The sequence below is a fragment of the Frigidibacter sp. ROC022 genome (assembly GCF_024723735.1).
In the GTDB taxonomy this organism is placed as follows: domain Bacteria; phylum Pseudomonadota; class Alphaproteobacteria; order Rhodobacterales; family Rhodobacteraceae; genus SLM-1.
In genome coordinates, this window is record NZ_JANQDU010000003.1 from 321,052 (window position 1) to 339,684 (window position 18,633).

At 67.9% G+C, this 18,633-nt stretch carries 18 protein-coding genes; 10 read left to right on the plus strand and 8 right to left on the minus strand.

Annotation, left to right across the window (positions count from 1 at the left end):
• Positions 1-48: 48 nt before the first annotated feature.
• Positions 49-708 (plus strand): thiamine diphosphokinase, encoded by a 660-nt coding sequence (locus NUW50_RS13295; protein WP_338001362.1) that lies wholly within the window; start codon positions 49-51, stop codon positions 706-708.
• On the opposite strand, the gene NUW50_RS13300 is transcribed toward NUW50_RS13295, so the two are convergent.
• Complete coding sequence (locus NUW50_RS13300) at positions 705-1,646, minus strand: DMT family transporter (protein ID WP_258289622.1); 942 nt, start codon at positions 1,644-1,646, stop codon at positions 705-707. The two genes, NUW50_RS13295 and NUW50_RS13300, sit on opposite strands and share 4 nt — an antisense overlap.
• 292 nt (positions 1,647-1,938) lie before the next feature.
• Between NUW50_RS13300 and NUW50_RS13305 the strand changes: the two genes are divergently transcribed.
• A complete protein-coding gene (locus NUW50_RS13305; RefSeq protein ID WP_258289623.1) occupies positions 1,939-3,144 on the plus strand; it encodes a hypothetical protein in 1,206 nt (401 codons plus the stop codon).
• A gap of 27 nt (positions 3,145-3,171) precedes the next feature.
• On the opposite strand, the gene NUW50_RS13310 is transcribed toward NUW50_RS13305, so the two are convergent.
• From NUW50_RS13310 to NUW50_RS13330, 5 genes are all read right to left on the minus strand, one after another.
• Positions 3,172-4,683 (minus strand): hypothetical protein, encoded by a 1,512-nt coding sequence (locus NUW50_RS13310; protein WP_258289624.1) that lies wholly within the window; start codon positions 4,681-4,683, stop codon positions 3,172-3,174.
• A 135-nt stretch (positions 4,684-4,818) separates the two neighbouring features.
• Positions 4,819-6,192 (minus strand): L-serine ammonia-lyase, encoded by a 1,374-nt coding sequence (locus NUW50_RS13315; RefSeq protein ID WP_258289625.1) that lies wholly within the window; start codon positions 6,190-6,192, stop codon positions 4,819-4,821.
• A gap of 196 nt (positions 6,193-6,388) precedes the next feature.
• Positions 6,389-6,604, minus strand: a complete 216-nt coding sequence (locus NUW50_RS13320) for a hypothetical protein (protein WP_258289626.1) — start codon at positions 6,602-6,604, stop codon at positions 6,389-6,391.
• A gap of 145 nt (positions 6,605-6,749) precedes the next feature.
• A complete protein-coding gene (locus NUW50_RS13325) occupies positions 6,750-7,118 on the minus strand; it encodes a YbaN family protein (protein WP_258289627.1) in 369 nt (122 codons plus the stop codon).
• 153 nt (positions 7,119-7,271) lie between these two features.
• Positions 7,272-8,114: an alpha/beta fold hydrolase gene (locus NUW50_RS13330; RefSeq protein WP_258289628.1), complete on the minus strand. Its 843-nt coding sequence runs from the start codon at positions 8,112-8,114 to the stop codon at positions 7,272-7,274.
• Positions 8,115-8,275: 161 nt separating this feature from the next.
• Here NUW50_RS13330 and rpiA point away from each other — a divergent pair, with 161 nt between their 5' ends.
• From rpiA to NUW50_RS13355, 5 genes are all read left to right on the plus strand, one after another.
• Positions 8,276-9,058 (plus strand): ribose-5-phosphate isomerase RpiA, encoded by a 783-nt coding sequence (gene rpiA / locus NUW50_RS13335; protein ID WP_258289629.1) that lies wholly within the window; start codon positions 8,276-8,278, stop codon positions 9,056-9,058.
• The gene (gene gor, locus NUW50_RS13340; RefSeq protein ID WP_258289630.1) at positions 9,059-10,417 is read left to right on the plus strand and encodes a glutathione-disulfide reductase; all 1,359 of its coding nucleotides are present in this window, start codon (positions 9,059-9,061) and stop codon (positions 10,415-10,417) included.
• A 66-nt stretch (positions 10,418-10,483) separates the two neighbouring features.
• Entirely contained in the window at positions 10,484-11,662 is a 1,179-nt protein-coding gene (hflK, locus tag NUW50_RS13345) for an FtsH protease activity modulator HflK (protein ID WP_258289631.1), read from the plus strand.
• Position 11,663: 1 nt separating this feature from the next.
• Positions 11,664-12,668 (plus strand): protease modulator HflC, encoded by a 1,005-nt coding sequence (hflC, locus tag NUW50_RS13350; RefSeq protein ID WP_258289632.1) that lies wholly within the window; start codon positions 11,664-11,666, stop codon positions 12,666-12,668.
• A 5-nt stretch (positions 12,669-12,673) separates the two neighbouring features.
• Entirely contained in the window at positions 12,674-12,856 is a 183-nt protein-coding gene (locus tag NUW50_RS13355; RefSeq protein WP_338001363.1) for a DUF2065 domain-containing protein, read from the plus strand.
• Positions 12,857-12,935: 79 nt separating this feature from the next.
• Here the strand turns inward: NUW50_RS13355 and NUW50_RS13360 are convergent, their stop codons facing one another.
• On the minus strand, positions 12,936-14,228 hold the full coding sequence (locus tag NUW50_RS13360; protein ID WP_258289634.1) for a capsule biosynthesis protein: 1,293 nt from the start codon (positions 14,226-14,228) through the stop codon (positions 12,936-12,938).
• A 219-nt stretch (positions 14,229-14,447) separates the two neighbouring features.
• Here NUW50_RS13360 and NUW50_RS13365 point away from each other — a divergent pair, with 219 nt between their 5' ends.
• Positions 14,448-15,056 (plus strand): riboflavin synthase, encoded by a 609-nt coding sequence (locus NUW50_RS13365; protein ID WP_258289635.1) that lies wholly within the window; start codon positions 14,448-14,450, stop codon positions 15,054-15,056.
• Positions 15,057-15,404: 348 nt separating this feature from the next.
• Positions 15,405-16,589: an MFS transporter gene (locus NUW50_RS13370; RefSeq protein WP_258289636.1), complete on the plus strand. Its 1,185-nt coding sequence runs from the start codon at positions 15,405-15,407 to the stop codon at positions 16,587-16,589.
• 28 nt (positions 16,590-16,617) lie between these two features.
• On the opposite strand, the gene NUW50_RS13375 is transcribed toward NUW50_RS13370, so the two are convergent.
• The gene (locus tag NUW50_RS13375) at positions 16,618-17,640 is read right to left on the minus strand and encodes a YeiH family protein (RefSeq protein ID WP_258289637.1); all 1,023 of its coding nucleotides are present in this window, start codon (positions 17,638-17,640) and stop codon (positions 16,618-16,620) included.
• A 96-nt stretch (positions 17,641-17,736) separates the two neighbouring features.
• Here NUW50_RS13375 and NUW50_RS13380 point away from each other — a divergent pair, with 96 nt between their 5' ends.
• Positions 17,737-18,612, plus strand: coding sequence for a LysR substrate-binding domain-containing protein (locus NUW50_RS13380; RefSeq protein WP_258289638.1), 876 nt, complete (start codon positions 17,737-17,739; stop codon positions 18,610-18,612).
• Positions 18,613-18,633 lie beyond the last annotated feature (21 nt).

Below are 18,633 nucleotides of genomic sequence, written 5' to 3' on the forward strand. Positions count from 1 at the left end.
TCAGATTGTGGACTGTTTCCTGATCGTGAACATTAAGGGAAACTGTGCGTGATCGTCGATACTATGGAAAATGTTACGCTGCTTGGCGCCGGCGAGGTTACGGCGGCAACTCTTGCCGAAGCGTTGACCCTGGCGCCGAATCTCGTGGCGGCGGATGGTGCGGCGGCCAAGGCCTTGTCTTTCGGGCATCTTCCCACGGCGGTGATTGGTGATCTCGACAGTATAGATGGGGCGAGTCGGGAGAAGATTCCAGCCGATCGCCTGCATCTGGTTGCCGAACAGGAAAGCACCGATTTCGAGAAGTGTCTCGCGGCGGTGTCGGCGCCGCTGATCCTCGGGGTCGGATTCATGGGGGCGCGGCTCGATCACGAACTGGCGGCCTACAACGCGCTCGTGCGCCATCCCGACCGCCGCTGCATCCTGATCGGGCCGGTGGACATCTGCTTCCACGCACCGCCCGAATTGCTGCTTGAGGTTGAACCGGGCGCGCGGGTTTCGCTGTTTCCGATGGCAAAGGTGACGGGGCGTTCCGAGGGGCTGCACTGGCCGATCGAGGGGCTTCGCTTTGCGCCCGACGGTCGAATCGGCACCTCGAATGCGGCGCATGGGCCGGTGCGGCTGGAATTCGACGGGCCGGGAATGCTGGTGATCCTGCCGCGCCAGGCGCTGCGCGCCGCGATCACCGCCCTCGGCGCCGTGGCAACCTAGGCGCGGGCCCGGCGCCGCTCGCGGTGGACGATGTAGAGCCCCGCCGCAATGGTGATCGAGATGCCCAGCAGCGCGAGATTGTTGGGAAAGTCGTGAAAGATCAACCAGCCGACCAGGGCGGCGCAGGGGATCTCCAGATATTGCATCGGCGCCAGGGTGGACGCCGGGGCGAAGCGCAGCGACCAGGTCATCAGGAGATGGGCGAGGGTGCCCGCCAGAGTCATCAGGATCAGCACCCAGACATCCGAGCGCTCCGGCATCACCAGCCGCAGTTCGTTCCAGCCCAGGCCCTGACCGAGGGCCAGCACCGGCAGCATCCACAGCAGCGCCACGCCGCCGGTCATGGCCTGCATCGCCACCGGATCGAAATGCCGGGCGATGGACCGGGTGGCGAACATGAACAGCGCGAACAGCAGCGCCGCAGCCATGGGCAGCAGGGCCGGTGCGCCGACGGCGACGAAATTCGGCTGCACCACCAGCAAGGTGCCGCCAAAGCCCACGGTGCAGGCGGCAAGGCGGTGGCGGCCGACTTCCTCTCCGGCGAAGAACCAGCCGAACGCCAGCATCATGAAGGGCATCACGAAGGCAATCGCCACCGCATCGGCCAGCGGCAGCCAGCGCAACGACAGGAACATCAACCCCATGGCGGTCATCTGCAGAACCGCCCGCAACACGACGATCGCCAGCACCCGGCGCGGCATTGCCAGGCTGCCGCCAAGCGCCAGCGCCAGCGGCGCCAGCAGGACGAACTGGCCGACGAAGCGGATCAGCACCATCTCGCCCAGCGGCAGCCGGTCTCCGATCAGCTTGGCGCAGGCATCCGAGAAGGGGATGGTCATGCAGAAGCCAAGCATCAGCGCGATGCCCAACGGCACCCGCTGCGCGGCGCCGGTCGGCTGCTGCGCAGGCGGAAGGCTGGGCGGGGACAGGCTGCTCATCGCCCGGCTCCCGGAAGGTCGTCGGCCGCGCCGGCGCCGGCTGGCACGGAAGGGGCGGTCCGGACGGACGCCGAGGGGAACGGGGCAGCAATCATCGGACCAGCGCTAAGGCGGCCGGCGCGAAAGGTCCAGAGCTTGCCGGCCGGGGCCCGGGCTTTTCCCGCGGGGGTCAGGTATTCCGACCCCTGCGGTCCCGGAAGAGGCTTGATCCGCGGCCCTGCCTTGCCCAAGCTGACGCAAGCATGCGCGCCGGCCCCTGTTGCCGGGCGCGGCACAGCGATGGAGCGGGCGGATGGACAAGAAAGACCTGGCACAGATCAAACCGGGGTCTCCGGCCTTCACCTCGAAATGGTGGAAGGAGAAACGCTCCGATGCCACCAAGGGCAGCGGTGTCCTCAAGGCGCTGGACGAATGGCAGAAGGCCTGTCCGAAGGACCCCGGGAAACTCTCCAGCCCCGCCGCCGCCGATGCCGCCACCAAGGCCGCCAAGGGCCTTGTCGCGGCGATGACCAAGGCCAAGGCGAAGAGCGGCAAGGACAAGGTCAGCGCAGATGCCTGCCTGCTCTATGTCAAGCTGGCCACCGCCTATATGGGCAGGATTCCGGCACCTGCCCCGGTCGCGGCCTCGGGCGCGCCTGCCGCGGACAAGGACTGGCCAAAGGTCCAGGCCCAGATGACCAAGGCACTGGCGGCGGCCAAGGCGGCCGCGACCAAGGGCGGAAAGATGGTCGAGTCCGTGGGCGTGGTGAACAAGGCTCTGGAAAAGGTCACCGCGCTGGCCAATGCCCGGGTCCAGGGCAAGACCGGGCGCCCGATCGCGGAACTGAACGCCCAGCTCGACAAGATCGGCGCGGCGCTGAAGGAGCCCAACCGCTTCCTCGGTCAGCAGGGCGCCCTGCGCAAGCTGCAACAGGGGGTGCTGTCGGCGGCCTCCAGGGTCAAGTCTCCGGCGGCCGCGGCGGCAACCAAGGCCTTTGATCAGGACTTCGACAAGCTGATGGATTTCGAGCGCCGGCTGGAAGCGGCGATCAAGGACACCGAGCGCGAGCTGGACGAGGCCAGAAACATCGTCAACAAGTCCGACACGACGCTGGATTCGGTGCGCGCGACCTTCGCCGATTTCCAGGATTCGGTCTATGACCACATCCAGACCAGCCTGCACCAGATGCCCGCGGCCCTGAATGCGCTGACCGTCGAGGCCGTCGAGATCATGAAGATGAAGGGCAAGACGCTGGACGCCAAGGCTCAGGAGGCGCTGCGCGACCGGGTCGATGATCTGGGCGACAGGCTGGCCCAGCTCGACCGGATCGCCACCGCCCATTCAAATGACGGCGCCTCGATGAAGAAGGTGATCCGGGGCTTCGAGAACGAACCCGATTTCGCCAAGGCGCTGCCGAAGCTGGACAAGGACCTGGCGGCGATGCGTTCGGCCCTGAAGAACGCCGAGAAGGCTGCCGATGCGGCCAGGAAGGTGGCGGCGAGCCTGACCGCCGCCTGAGGAGCGTCCGGCCTGCCGGGGGGCGGGTCAGGGAAGGTCGAGTTCGAATACGGTAACGACCGAAGTGCCCTGCGGCGGCATCCTGGCGATTTCGGTCAGGGCATCGGCAGGGAGGTCGATGCCGGCATGGGCGCGCAGCACCTTCTCATTGACGCTCCAGTCGGCGAAATGGGTGGCGCCGCGCTCGACCAGATAGGCGGCCAGGCGGTGCTCGCGCATCGCCGCCGCGGCGCGTCCGCTGACCACCCCGTCCAGGTTGATCACGCGCACCCCGGGCCGTGCGAAATAGCCAATGGCGCCGCTCTGCATCGCCGCGACGACGGCACCGTCCGGCAGGATGTCGGTCATTCCCGACAGGGCTGTGCCATAGCCGCGCCCGTGCGGTTCCGGCACTTCGGCGCGGGCGGCTTGCCACAGCGGCCAGGCGGCGGTCAGATTGCCCATGATCAGCGCTGCGGCCAGCGGTGCCGCCAGCCAGGAAGCCCGGCGGCCGATGTCCGCCAGCATGCAGCCCATTGCCGCGATCAGGGCCAGCGAGACCGGCAGCAGGTAGCGTTCGAAGAACCAGTAGGCGGGCAGCAAGGCGCCGTAGAACAGGTATAGCGGGACCGCGGCCAGCAGCAGCAGGGCCACCGCATCCATCCGGCGCCGGGCCAGCGCCGCCGTCAGGTGCCAGAAGGCCGCCGCCGCGAAGAGCATCGACAGATCAGGAACAAGGGCCGTCTCGGGAACCGGTCCCCGATAGGTCGTCAGTTCGAGCAGCGCCATCCCCAGCAGCAGGGGCGTGTCGAAACCGTGCGGCGCATAGAAGGCGGCGATTTCGCGGACCGCCGCTCCGCTCTCGGGCACCGGGGTCCCCGCGACCCAGAGGCAATAGCCCCACCACGGCGCAACCACGATCAGGCCCGCCAGGGCGATGGTCAGGACCTGCCGCCAGCGAAAGCGGAACAGGCACCACAGCCCGATCGCGGCGACGATGAAACAGGTGTCGATCCGGGCCCAGAGCGCCAGGCCCAGCACCAGACCCAGAGCAAGGAAGCGGCCCGGCGGATCGTCGCGCCGCAGTCTCTGCGCCAGCAGCGCGGCCCAGAGCCCGGTGGCGGCGGCCAGGGTCGTCTCCAGGCCGTTCGGCGCGTTCAGCAGCAAGAGCTGCGCGGTTGCCCCGATCAGCCCCGCCGCCAGTGCCGCCCATGGGGCGCCGCTGACCTCTCCGACGAGGCGGGTCAGCAGGCAGACCGCCGCCAGCCCGAAGACCGAACTGAGCACCGCGGAGGCCATGACCGGAGCCCAGCCGCCATCCCATATCCAGAACAGCGGCACCTGCATCAGGACGATCAGCGGCTGAAAGCCCGAGGTCCATTCGACTCCGTCGGTGCTGGCGGGCAGGCCATGCGCGATGTTCCGGGCGATGCTCAGCGCGTAATAGGTGTCGTCCGGCAGGAACACCGCGTCCAGCCGCAGGACCCCCTGCGCCAGCAGCAGGGCCAGCAAGAGGCCCGAGACAATCGTTGCGGTGAGGCAGGCGCGGGAAAGGGTCATCGAAGGGCCTCGGACGAAACGCATTGCCCCTTGGCCTAGGGGGGCAGCGGCCCTGTGGCCAGCGTGGCGCCAAGGCCGCGGCGCAGGTTTCGGACGGCTGTGGCCGGGATGACTCGCCCGGGCCGGGCCGAAGGGTCAGCAGTTCGGCACGTTCACCGCCAGACCGCCCAGCGAGGTTTCCTTGTATTTCTCGCTCATGTCGGCGCCGGTCTGGCGCATGGTCTCGATCGCCGCGTCCAGCGGCACCAGATGGCTTCCGTCGCCGCGCAGGCTGAGCGAGGCCGCCGAGACCGCCTTGATCGCGCCCAGCCCGTTGCGTTCGATGCAGGGCACCTGGACCAGTCCCTTCACCGGATCGCAGGTCATCCCGAGGTGGTGCTCCAGCGCGATTTCGGCGGCGTTCTCGATCTGCTCCGGGCTGCCGCCCAGCACCGCTGCCAGCCCCGCCGCCGCCATTGCCGAGGCCGAGCCGACCTCGGCCTGGCAGCCGCATTCGGCGCCCGAGATCGAGGCGTTGAACTTGATCAGCCCGCCGACCGCCGCCGCGGTCAGCAGGAACTCGGGCACCCGCGCCGCGCTGGCGCCGGGCACATGGTCGAGCCAATAGCGGATCACCGCCGGAATCACCCCCGCCGCGCCGTTGGTCGGCGCCGTCACCACCTGGCCGCCGGCCGCGTTCTCTTCGTTCACCGCCATCGCGTAGACCGACATCCAGTCGTTGATGACATGCGGCGCGGTCAGGTTGCGGCCGCGCTCGCGTTCGAGACTGGCGCGGATGCCCGGCGCCCGGCGCTTGACGTTCAGCCCGCCGGGCAGGGTGCCGCCGGTCTCCAGCCCGCGCTCGATACAGCCGTTCATCACCGTCCAGATCCGCGCCAATCCACGGTCGAGCTCGGCGGCGCTGCGCCGGGTCAGCTCGTTGGCGCGTTTCAGCCCGGCGATGGTCAGGCCGGTCTTGCGGCACATCTCCAGCATCGCGGCGGCGCTCTTGAACGGATAGGGCACCGGCGCGCCTTCCGCGGTGTCCTTGCCCGCCGCCAGCTCCGCCTCGGTCAGCACGAAGCCGCCGCCGACCGAGTAATAGGTCTCGGCCAGGATCACGTCGCCCTGCGCATCGCGGGCCCTGAGGATCATCCCGTTGGCATGGCCGGGCAGCGGAGGGCCGTAGTCGAAGACGAGGTCTGCCGAGGGATCGAAGGTCAGCGGCGCCAGGCCGGGCGGGGTCACCTGCCGGGTCGCGCGGATCCCGGCCAGCGCGACCTCGGCCTTCGCGGCGTCGTAGTCCTCGGGGCGGAACCCGGCGAGGCCGAGGATCACCGCCCGGTCGGTGGCATGGCCGACCCCGGTGAAGGCCAGCGAGCCATGCAACGAGGCCGCCAGCCCCCGGGCGCTGAAGGGCGAGCCGCGCAGCCGGTCGAGAAACCGCGCCGCCGCCAGCATCGGCCCCATGGTGTGGGAGGACGAAGGCCCGACCCCGACCTTGAACATCTCGAAAACCGACAGGAACATCGTGCCTCTCCTCTGGCACCGGCAGGTACCGGAGCCGAGTGATGCCAGAGCCGGGGGGGCGAGGTCCATGCCAAAGCGACCATTGGACGGGACAGTGCGACCCCGGCCGGCGGTCGCGGGCGGTGGCGGCGGGACGCCTCCGGCGGGAGTATTTGGGACCCGAAGATGGGCGTGCCGGGATGGGCGTGCCGGCGGATCAGGCCGGGCGTTGCCGATGCTCGATCAGCATCCACGAGCCGCAGGCGCGCGCATAGGTAGAGCGGCAGTGCAATGCGCGGGTCTTGCCGGTCACCCGATAGCTGAGCACGGCGACCCCGTCCTTGTGCAGCATCCTGCGGTCGTCGATCCGGGGCGGCGCGTCGCGGTCCCAGAAGCGGTTCTCTTTCATCCACAACGTCTGATCGTGCAGCATGGTCAAACCTCCAGGCCCCGACGGGGACCGATCCCGAGTATGCCTTCGCAGGGTAAACGCCATATGTTGAGGTTTGGTTTCACGTTCCGCGCGATTCCCGGACAAATGCGCGTGTCGGCGGCGTGAGCGGCGCAGGCCGGCCGGCTCAGGACGGGCGGCTGAGGATGAAGGCGGCGGCGCCGCTCAGGGCGACCAGCTGCAGCAGCAGCACCCAGGTCGGAACCTGCAACCAGAGCGTGAGCCCCAGCGAGGCGGCCATGGCGACGCAGGACCAGAATTTCGCCACTCTCGGGATCGCGCCGGTTTCCTCCCAGCGGATGATGCTGGGCCCGAAGACCGGGTGGCCGATCAGCCAGGCCCGGGCCCGCGGGCTGCCGCGGCCGAAGAAGAAGGCGGCGAGGATCATGAAGACCGTGGTCGGCATGATCGGCAGGAAAATCCCGATCACCCCGAGCGAGACCGAGATCCAGCCCAGCACCAGATAGACCGGACCCGGCACCCTAGCCCTGCGCATCGGGGCAGCCGGCCAACGGGCGGCGGGCGGATCGGGACAGCGGGGACGGGGCGCGGGACATCGGAACTCCTTCCCGCCAGCATATGGGCCAGTTGCGGGCCGAGGAAAAGCCCGGCGCCGCAATTCGGACCCCGACCGCGACGGCGCGCCGCGTCAGTCGATCGCGGCGCGGACCGCAGCGGTATAGCCCTCGGGGTCCTGAAGCATCGCGAAATGGCTGACCCCGGGCAGGATGACCTCGGTCGAGCCGGGGATCACCGCCGCCATATGGTCGGTATGGGCGCGGGTGATCGCCTCGTCATGGTCGCCGAGGGCGATGGTGATCGGCACCGTGATCGTGCCCAGTTCGGCATCGCTCCAGGCCGGCTGGCTGGCCCACATCCCGGCGATCTGGTTGACGAAGGCCTCGAATTCGTCCGGCGTCGGCGACAGCCGGGCATAGTCGCCGGCCATCCACTCGATGTAGCTGCCGAAGACGGCATCGGTCTCGACCGCCGGATCGACGCCATCGGTGGTGACATTGGCGGCATGGGCGAAGACATGGGTCAGCCGTTCCGGGTGGTGCAGCGCCATGTCGATGCCGATGATGCCGCCGTCCGACCAGCCGACCAGCGCCACCTTGTCGACGCCCAGCCCGTCGAGCAGCCCGACGTAATCCTCGGTCATCAGATCATAGCCGAAGGGCTGTTCGTCGCGGGTCGAGCGGCCATGGCCGCGGCTGTCGGCGACGATCACGGTATGATCCTGCATCAAGTCGATGACCTGATTTGCCCAGATGTCGGCATTGCCCAGCCCGCCGTGGATCAGCAGCACCGTGGGGCCGCTGCCGAAGGTGGCATAATGCATCTCGATTCCGTTCACCGGCATCATCCCCTCGGCGCTGGCCTCGGGCATCGGCGGCGGCTTCGGGATCGACATCCAGCGATCCTCGGCAAGGGCGGAACCGGCAAGAACGGGCAGCGCGATCAGCGCGATGGCGGGCAGAACGGGACGCATGGAAGACCTCGTGGATTGACAGTGGATGGACCGGCAAGGGTCTGGAGCGCCCCGACGGTGGGCGCCGCCTTCCGTGGTGTCAAGGCAATTGGCCCTTTTGCCCCTACCGCTGCCGGAGCATCTTTCCTATAACCCGCGCACCCTCAGCAACGGAGACCCCGATGGCCGGACAGCTTTCTCCCATCGACACCGCCAAGTTCGTCGCTGCCAAACGGGCGGTGGAATATATCGAGGACGGCATGAAGGTCGGCCTCGGCACCGGCTCGACCGCCGCCTGGATGGTCCGCTGCCTGGGTGAACTGATCCGCGAGGACGGGCTGAGCATCATCGGCGTGCCGACCTCGACGCGAACCGCCGAACTGGCCCGGCAGGTGGGCGTCAAGGTGATGAGCCTGGACGAGGCGCGCTGGCTCGACGTCACGATCGACGGGGCCGATGAATACGACCCCGATCTGAACCTCATCAAGGGCGGCGGCGGCGCCCTGCTGCAGGAGAAGATCGTCGCGACGGCCAGCGACCGGATGATCGTCATCGCCGATGCCACGAAGGCGGTCGAGCACCTGGGCGCCTTCCCGCTGCCGGTGGAGGTGGTGCCCTTCGGCTGGCAGACCTCGAAGGCGCTGGTCGAGGAGATGCTCGATTCGCTCGACGTGATCGGCCAGCATTCGACGCTGCGGATGAACCGTGACGCGCCTTTCGTGACCGACGAGGGCAATTTCATCCTCGACCTGCATCTGCAGCGGATCGGCAACCCGCGGCAGCTGAGCCTGGTGCTGAACCAGATCCCCGGCGTGGTCGAAAACGGGCTGTTCATCGACATCTGCGACGTGGTCGTGGTCGGCCATGGCGACGGCAAGGTGGAGGTCACCGACATCAACGAGGGCACGCATGAAGAGGACACGATCCAGTTCGCCGATGCACCCAACCTGTTTGCGGATTTCTGAATGAGCTTCGACTACGACCTTTTCGTGATCGGCGGCGGCTCGGGCGGGGTCCGCGCCGGCCGGGTGGCGGCCGAGGGCGGCGCCAGGGTGGCGCTGGCCGAGGAAAGCCGCATGGGCGGCACCTGCGTCATTCGTGGCTGCGTGCCGAAGAAGCTGATGGTCTTTGCCTCGGGCTATCGCCAGGCGGTGATCGATGCGCAGGAATACGGCTGGGACCTGACCCCGGGCAGTTTCGACTGGCCGCGGTTCCGGGCCCGGCTCGATGCCGAGCTGAACCGGCTCGAATCCGTCTATCGCACCAATCTCGCGCGGCCCGGAACGACGATCCATGACCAGCGCGCCACGGTGGTCGATCCGCATACGCTGCGGCTTGCCGATGGCACCACCGTCACCGCGCGGCATATCCTGGTGGCCACCGGCGGAAAGCCCTTTGTCCCCGATACGGTGCCGGGCGCCGAACTGGCGATGACCTCGAACGACGTGTTCCAGATGGAGGAGTTGCCGAAGTCGATCCTGATCGTCGGCGGCGGTTACATCGCCACGGAATTCGCCTTCATCCTCAAGGGGCTGGGCGTCGAGGTGACGCAATACTATCGCGGCGCCCAGGTGCTGCGTGGCTTTGACGAAGAGGCCCGCGGCCTGGTCGCCGAAGCCATGGGCCATGCCGGGATCGACCTGCACTGCGGCACCGACGTCGAGCGGATCGAGAAACGCGACGGCCAGCTCTGGGTCAAGGCCAGCACCGGGCGCGAGGCCTGTTTCGACAAGGTTCTCTATGCCACCGGCCGCCGTCCCAATACCGAGGGGCTGGGGCTGGAGGCGGCGGGGATCTCGCTGGGCCGCAACGGCGCGGTGCCGGTCGATGCGCATAACCAGACCTCGGTGCCCTCGATCTTCGCGATCGGCGATGTCACCGACCGGGTGCAGCTGACCCCGGTGGCGATCCGCGAGGGTGCGGCCTTCGTCGAGACCGTGTTCAAGGGCAATCCGACAACGGTGGATTACGAGAACATCCCCTCGGCGGTCTTCACCCAGCCGGAACTCGGCGCCGTCGGCCTGACCGAGGAAGAGGCGCGCGAGCGCGAGCCGGTGGACATCTACTGCGCCGCCTTCCGCCCGATGCAGCATGCTTTCATCGGCCGCCAGGAGCGGGTGATGTTCAAGCTGGTTGTCGCCAAGGAAAGCCGGAAGGTGCTGGGCTGCCATATCGTGGCGCCGGGCGCCGGAGAGATGATCCAGATCGCCGCCGTGGCGGTGAAGATGGGCGCGACAAAGGCCGATTTCGATGCGGTGGTGGCGGTGCATCCGACCATGGCGGAAGAGATCGTGTTGATGAAGCAGCCGGTTCGCAGCTATTAGCCACGGGTTGAATTTTCGCCTGTCAGAGCACAGGTTGAGCAGGGATTGATGGGAGCAAGCATACTTATGGCCGGAAACAACGGCGGACCCTGGGGCGGCGGCTCCGGTGGCGGTGGCGGTAACGACGATGACGATGGCAGCCGGGGCGGTCAGCGCCCGCCGGTCGGCGGCGGGCAGGTTCCCGACATCGATCGCATCGTCCGCAAGGGACAGGAACAACTGCGCGTCCTGATGGGCGGCCGCGGCGGCAATGGTCCGCGCGGTCCCTCGAACGGCAGCGGCGGCGGTGGCGGGCCGCAGGGCCCGATCGTCACCCGCGGCACGTTGCTCCTCGGCGGTCTGGCGGCGGTGGCCGTCTGGGTCTTTGCCTCGTTCTATACGGTCAAGCCGGAAGAACAGTCGGTCGAACTGTTCCTCGGCAAGTTCTCGTCGATCGGCAATCCCGGCCTGAACTTCGCCCCCTGGCCCTTCGTCACCGCGGAAGTGGTGCCGGTCGCGGTCGAACAGACCGTCGATATCGGTGTCGCCAAGTCGTCACGCGACGAAAGCGGGCTGATGCTGACCACCGACGAGAACATCGTCGACATCGACTTCCAGGTGGTCTGGAACATCAACGACCCGGCGAAATACCTGTTCAACCTGCGCGACCCGAAGATGACCATTGAAGCGGTGGCCGAATCGGCGATGCGCGAAATCATCGCGGCCTCGGAACTGGCGCCGATCCTGAACCGGGATCGCGGCGTGATCGCCAGCCGCGCCGAGAAGCTGATCCAGGACACGCTGGACAGCTACGACAGCGGCGTGACCATCGTTCGTCTCAACCTCGACAAGGCCGACCCGCCGCGCGAAGTCATCGACGCCTTCCGCGACGTGCAGGCCGCCGAGCAGGAGCGCGACCGGTCGGAACGCGAAGCCGATGCCTATGCCAACAACGTCCAGGCAAAGGCCCGCGGCGAAAGCGCGGCGGTGCTGGAACAGGCCGAGGCCTATCGTGCCCAGGTGGTGAACGAGGCGCTTGGTGAAGCCAGCCGCTTCCTTGCCGTTCTGGCCGAATACCGGAACGCGCCGGAAGTGACCCGGCGGCGGCTCTACCTCGAAACCATGGAAGCGGTGCTGGGTCAGGTCGACAAGGTCATTCTTGACGACAAGGCCGTCGGCGACCAGGGCGTGCTGCCCTATCTGCCGCTGAACGAGTTGGGCCGGACCGCGCGCCCCACCACCTCCACCCAGACCGGAGGCAACTGAGATGCGCCGTACAACCCTCATCCTGCCGATCCTGGCCATCGTCATCGCGGCGGCGCTGTCGTCGATCTTCATCGTGGACGAGCGCGAGAAGGCGCTGGTCCTGCAATTCGGCCAGATCAAGGCGGTCAAGGAAGACCCCGGCATCGGTTTCAAGATTCCGCTGATCCAGGAAGTCGTGCGCTATGACGACCGGATTCAGTCGCTGGATACCGACGAGATCGAGGTGACGCCCTCGGACGACCGGCGCCTCGTGGTCGATGCGTTCGCGCGCTGGCGAATCGCCGACGTGGTCAAGTTCCGGCAAGCGGTTGGTGTCGGCGGTATCGCCACCGCCGAATCGCGGCTGAATTCGATCCTCGTGGCCCAGATCCGGCAGGTTCTGGGTTCGGATCAGGTGACCTCGAACACCATCCTCTCGGCCGACCGTGCCATCCTGATGAGCCGGATTCGCGACGCGGCGCGGGGCCAGGCGTCCAACCTCGGGATTCAGGTGATCGACGTCCGGCTGAAGCAGACCAACCTGCCGGCCCAGAACCTCGACGCGACCTTCGCCCGGATGCGGGCCGAACGTCAGCGTGAAGCCGAGGATGAACGCGCCCGGGGCCGCGAGGCCGCGCAGCGGGTTCAGGCCCAGGCCGACCGCAACGTCGTCGAAATCGTGTCGGACGCCAAGCGCCAGTCCGAGATCACGCGAGGCGAGGCCGATGCCGAACGTAACCGGATCTTTGCCGAAGCCTACCAGCAGGACCCGGAATTCTTCGGCTTCTATCGTTCGCTGACCGCCTATCAACGGGCGCTGAAGGCGGGCAACACGACGCTGGTGATCTCGCCCGACAGCGAGTTCTTTACCTATCTCCAGTCCTCCGGCCTGGGGCAATTGCCGGTCGACAGTGCCGAACCGGTCCGGCCGGTCCAGCCGCGCCCGACCGATACCCCGACGCCCGAGCCGGCCCCGACGCCCGAGCCGGCTCCGGCCCCCGAACCGGCGCCTGCGCCGGCGGAATGAAAACCATGATCCTCGCCCTCGGCCTCGTCTTCGTGGTCGAGGGCCTGATCCTGGCTCTGCTTCCGAACCGGCTCGACGAAATGCTGCGGCTGATCGCCGAGATGTCGCCCGACATGCGCCGGACGCTGGGCCTTCTGGCCCTGGCCACCGGCGTGGTGCTGGTCTGGCTGGCCCGCTCGGCGATCTGAGCCGAAGCCGCCGGTCCGATCCGGACCCCACCCGCTTCACCTTGAAAATATCCCCGCCGGAGGCTGCCTCCGGTCCGGTTCAGCGCACCAGCCGCAATTGCTGGCGCGGTGCCGCGGTGCCCTTGCGCAGCGCCTCGTAGGGGTCTTCCGTGGCCAGCATCATATCGACCACCTGGCGCAGCAACTGCCGGCGTCCGCGGGCCGAATAGAAGCCCCCGGCCACCTGCGAGGTTTCCAGCAGATAGTGCCGATAGTCCCGATAGGCGCGGCTGTCGGGCCGTCCGGGCCGGGCGAAGAACTCGGGCAGGGTCTGGGTCGAGACGAATTCCGGCTTGGCATAGACCGCCTCGCCGAAGACCTTCAGCGGCAGGCCGCGCCAGAGCACCTGCTGCGCGGCAGTGGAATTGACCGTCACCGCGCTGCGGGCATGGTCCAGGAGCTGCGCCAGTTTGCCGCCGCGCACGTAATGGACCCGGCCGGCCACGCCGAACCGCTCGGCCAGGGATGCGATCTCGCGGCGCAGCGGCACCCGGCCATCCTCCAGCGGATGCGCCTTGAAGACCAGGTGGTGATGCTGCGGAGCGCCCTCGGCGAAGCCCCGGACCACCACCTCCAGAAAGGCGTCCATCGACCGGAACGGGGAATGCATCCGGAAGCTGGCATCATGCGCCAGTTGCAGCAGGCAGAGGTGATAGGGAAAGCCGCCGGTCCGGATTCTCCAGGTCGCCACCACCCGGTCGGCCCAGTGCAGCGGCATCAGCCCCAGGCGCCGCAGGTAGAGACGGAACTCCTGCGCCACGCTCTCGGCCCGGTGCGGCCGGAATCCGGCATAGGCGCGATTCCGGGCCAGGACCTGGAAGTGATAGAGCGCCCCGTAGAAGATGTGGTGCCGCATGTCGCCCCAATGGGTCGGCGCCTCGGTATGGTCCAGTTCGGCATTGGCCAGCGCGGTGCGCATATCCTCCACGCCGAGGTCCATCAGGCGCGAATGGCCGTTCGAGCCGTCACGTTCGTAGGTCACCCAGTAGGGCCGCAGATAGCCTTCCTCGAAGACATGCACGGTGATGCCGCGGGTCCGGGCCAGCGCCACCGCCTCGGCATGGATCGGTCTGGTGTCGCCATAGAGCACCAGGTCGGTGATCCGTTTCTCGGTCAGGATTTCGGCGGCACGGGCCGGCCAGGCCTCGGGCGTGTCGCGATAGGGGATGAAGCTGGGCCGGTCGGACCAGAAGACCTCGTCGCCGCGGTTGAACCCGACCCGCCAGACCTCGGCCCCGGCGGCGCGCAGCATCCGGCCGAGGCGGCTGAAGAACGGTCCGTGCGGCCCCTGCAGGAACAGGAAGCGCCGGTCTATCCCGGTTGCGAATGTCATTCACCCTCCGACCCGCATCCATAGCGACGGCCCTTCAGCCTGTCACCCGATCCCGCTTCATCAAAGCCGGAAAGCCGGGCGTTTTGATGGCGGCGCATGGGCAATTGCGCCCGATACGGCGCCACGTCCGGCACCGCGGCGGCTGGCGATGGCGCCCGGGTGCTTGATCTTGCCGGACGCCGGGGGCTACACCGCGACAACAGGTCCAGGGAGACGCCCATGTTCACCGGCATCATCAGCGACATCGGAACCGTGCGTTCGGTCTCCCAGAAGGGGGACCTGCATGCCAGGATCGGCACCGCCTGGGATGTCTCGACGATCGAGATCGGCGCCTCGATCGCCTGCGACGGGGTCTGCCTGACCGTGGTCGCCACCGGCGGCACCCCGCCCGAAGGCTGGTTCGATGTGGATATCTCGGCCGAGACCGTCGCCAAGACTAACATCGGTCGCAACCTCTGGGCGCCGGGCAAGCGGATCAACCTGGAGCGGGCGCTGAAGGTGGGCGACGAACTGGGCGGGCATATCGTCTCGGGCCATGTCGATGGCGTCGCCGAGGTGCTCGAGATCCGCGACGAGGGCGAATCGACCCGGGTCGGCTTCCGCGCGCCCGAGGACCTGGCCCGCTTCATCGCTCCGAAGGGGTCGGTGGCGTTGAACGGCACCTCGCTGACGGTGAACGAGGTCGAAGGGCGCAATTTCGGCGTCAACCTGATCCCGCATACCAAGACGGTCACGACCTGGGGCGAGGTCAAGGTGGGCGATGTCGTCAATCTCGAGATCGACACCCTGGCGCGCTATGTCGCCCGGCTGAACGACTGGGCCGCCTGACCTGGCGGACAGCGGCTGCCGTCGCGGACGGCCTTGCGGAAGGATCGCGCGGAACGGGCCGGGGGAAGACCGGCCGCGGTCGTGCGAAGATGTCATGCCTCCGGCGGGAGCATTGCCACCCCGAAGATGCGCCTGAGCGGTGCCGGGCAGCGGCGGGCCGCCTTGCCTTTCGCCCCGCTCGGAGACTAGAGAAAGCACGGCGCGGGGCGCGACAGGATGATGCGGCCGGCCCTGCCCATAGCCCTCTTGTCGTCCTGGCCGGGTCCGGTCCGGCGATGCAATTCAGCGGGTCCCGTCCCGGGGCGCCGCATGGCCCGGAACCGCCGGGCTGCTGGAGCCAGAAAGACCTTGCTGAAGCATTTCCAGAGCATTCCGCCGGTTCCGATCGCGAGCTTTCTCTTCGTGACCGGCATCCAGGGAACCCGGCCCCTGATTCCGCTCTATTCGCAGCAGATCGGTGTCGGACCGGAGGAACTGGGCATCCTGGTTGCCGTCTTCGCGCTGATTCCGCTTCTGCTGGCGTCGGTCGCCGGATCGCTGATGGACCGCCACGGCATGGGCCGCGCGCTGGTGCTGGGCGGCCTGGCCGGGGCGATCGGGCTGTTGCTGCCCTTCATCGCACCGGGCCGCGCCGGTCTCTATGTCTCGCAGCTGATTGCCGGCACCGGCTTCACCGTATTCATGCTGGCGGCGCAGAACCAGAGCGGCAAGTCGGCCGGCGATGGATGGAGCCGCGAGCGGGCAGTGGCGGTGTTCAGCATGGGCGTCGCACTGGGCAGTTTCGTCGGCCCGTTCATCGGCGGGATCGTCGGCGAGCATGTGGGCTATGACCGTGCCTTCCTGCTGCTCGGCCTGCCGGCGCTGGCGGCCGTCGGCTTCGTGCTGCCGCAGATGCGGGCCGACCGGCTCGAGACCCGGCCCGCAACAGAGGGCGCAGCAGGACCGCGGACGCTGGGCAATCCGCTGCGTGTGCTCGGCTATCATCGCTACATGCTGCGTGCCATCATGGTCAGCAGCCTGATCCTGATGGGCAAGGACCTGTTCGTCGCCTATTTCCCGCTCTATGCGCTTTCGGCCGGCCTCTCGGCCTCGTCGATCGGGATCATCATCGCGCTGCACAATGGCGGCGGGGTCGTGATGCGCTATTTCATGCTGCCGCTGGTCCGGATCCTGGGCAAGGACAGGGTCATCGTCCTGTCGATCGGCTTCGGCGGGCTGGGCTTCCTGGTTCTGCCGCTGTTCAGCAGCCCGGTGGCGCTGACGCTGATCGCGCTGGCCATCGGCCTGGGCCTGGGGGTGGGGCAGCCGCTGTCGATCACCCGCACCATGAACCTGTCGCCGCCGGACAAGATCGGCCAGGTGCTGGGTTTCCGGCTGGCCTGCAACCGCTTCACCCAGCTGGTCACGCCCCTGGCCGTCAGCGGCGTCGTGCTGTTCACCGGGGTGAGCGGGGTCTTCGTGCTGATCGGGTTGGTCATGTCGATCGGAAGCACCCGAATCTCGATCCCGGAAGGCGAGGAGCGGCCAGCCTAGGGCGCGGCCGCGCCGGTCGCCGCCGGGGTCAGAGCAGCAGCTGTGCCATGGTCAGGCCCAGCGTCGCGATGAAGGCCCAGGCGCAGAGCGCCAGGAGGAGCGGCCGCAGGCCGACGCGCATCAGGCTGGCCAGATGGGCCTGCAGCCCGGCCGCCGCCAGCCCCAGCACCAGCAGGAGTTCCGAGACCAGGCGGATGCCCTGGTGGGCGGCGTCGGGGACGGAGACCACGCTGTTCAGGATCACCACCGCCAGGAAGCCCAGCACGAACCAGGGGATCGGCGCCTTGCCCGCGACCCCGTCCTCTTCCCGGTGGCCCAGGCGCATGCTCAGCGCCACGCCCATCGCCACCGGCACCAGCAGCACCACCCGGCCCAGCTTGGTCACGGTGCCGACATTGCCGGCCAGGTCGCCCTGCTGATAGGCCGCGGCGGTCACCTGCGCCACCTCATGCACCGTGGCACCGGTCCAGACCCCGAAGACGGTCGGATCAAGGCCCATCAGCCCGGCCAGAAGCGGATAGGCCACCATCGCGACACTGCCCAGCAGCGTCACCGTGGCGATGGCATAGGCCATGTCCTCTTCCGGTCCGCGCCGCACCGCGTTGATCGCGATCACCGCCGAGGCGCCGCAGATCGAGGTTCCCGCGGCAATCAGCTCGGTCAGGTGTCGCGGCACCCTGAGCAGGCGCCCGAACAGCAGAGTCGCGCCGAAGGTGGCGAAGACGCAGGTCATCACGATGACGATGGTCGTGGTGCCGAGGCTCGAGATGTCCATCAGGGTGATCCGGATGCCCAGCAGCACGATGCCCAGCCGCAATGCGTGCTTGACGAGGAAGCCGGTATGGGTCAGCGCCGCGGCGGGCAGCGGGGCGACATTGCGCAAGGCGATGCCGAGGAGGATGGCCAGCATCATCGAACTGACGCTGGCCAGGGCCGGAAGCTGGTGCAGAAGGATCGCCAGGCCCGCGACCGCGGCGGGCAGGAGAAAGCCGAGGAAGGGCAGGGCGCGCAACCGCGCGGCGGTGGACACGGGGGTGTTCAGGTTATGCATGGGACTCGATTCTCATTGATTGGCGCGAACATCGTCTTGCCAAACAAAAAATAAAAACAAATAATAATCGTATAACCGATCGAAAGTGTCGATGAATTGACCCTTGAGCAGCTACGCATATTCGTCGCGGTCGCGCGTTGCGAGCATGTGACCCGGGCGGCGGGTGATCTGAACCTGACCCAGTCGGCGGTCAGCGCCGCGGTGACGGCCCTGGAACGCCGGCACGGGGTGAAACTGTTCAACCGCGTCGGTCGTGGCGTCGAGCTGACGCCCGAGGGCCGGCTGTTCCAGAAAGAGGCCGAGGCGGTGCTGCTGCGTGCCGGAGAGGCCGAACAGGTCCTGAACGACCTGGTGCGGCAGCCCGGCGGGCTGCTGCGCCTCGCCGCGAGCCAGACCGTGGCAAGCTACTGGCTGCCCTCCCGGATGATGGCCTTCCACGAGTATTACCCCGAGGTTGCGCTGGAACTGACGGCCGGGAATACCGAGACCGTGGTCGCTGATGTAAGGCAGGGCACCGTCGATCTCGGGGTCGTCGAGGGCGAAGTCGCGGGCGACGATCTGGATGTTCTCGACGTCGCCGGTGACCGGATTTCGGTCGTGGTCGGCGCCCGGCACGACTGGCGCCACGGGCAGAAGGTGGGTGCGGAGGAACTTGCCGCGACCTCCTGGATCATGCGCGAGCGCGGATCGGGAACGCGGGCCGAGTTCGAGCGCCGGATCGCCGAACGCGGGGTGGACCCGGGCGCGCTGGATGTGGTGCTGGAACTGCCCTCGAACGAGGCCTGTCTCGCGGCGGTCGAGGGCAGCCTCTCGGCCACCGTCCTGTCGCGTCGGGCGGCGCAGGCGCGGCTGGGCTACGGCCTGTGGGAGGCCGGTTTCGATCTTCCGCGGCGCCGGTTCCGGGCCATCCGGGATCCCCGCCGGTATCTGTCCCGCGCGGCACGGGCAATGCTGGAAATGCTGAAAGGTTAGGCACCGGGCGCGAAGTCTCTG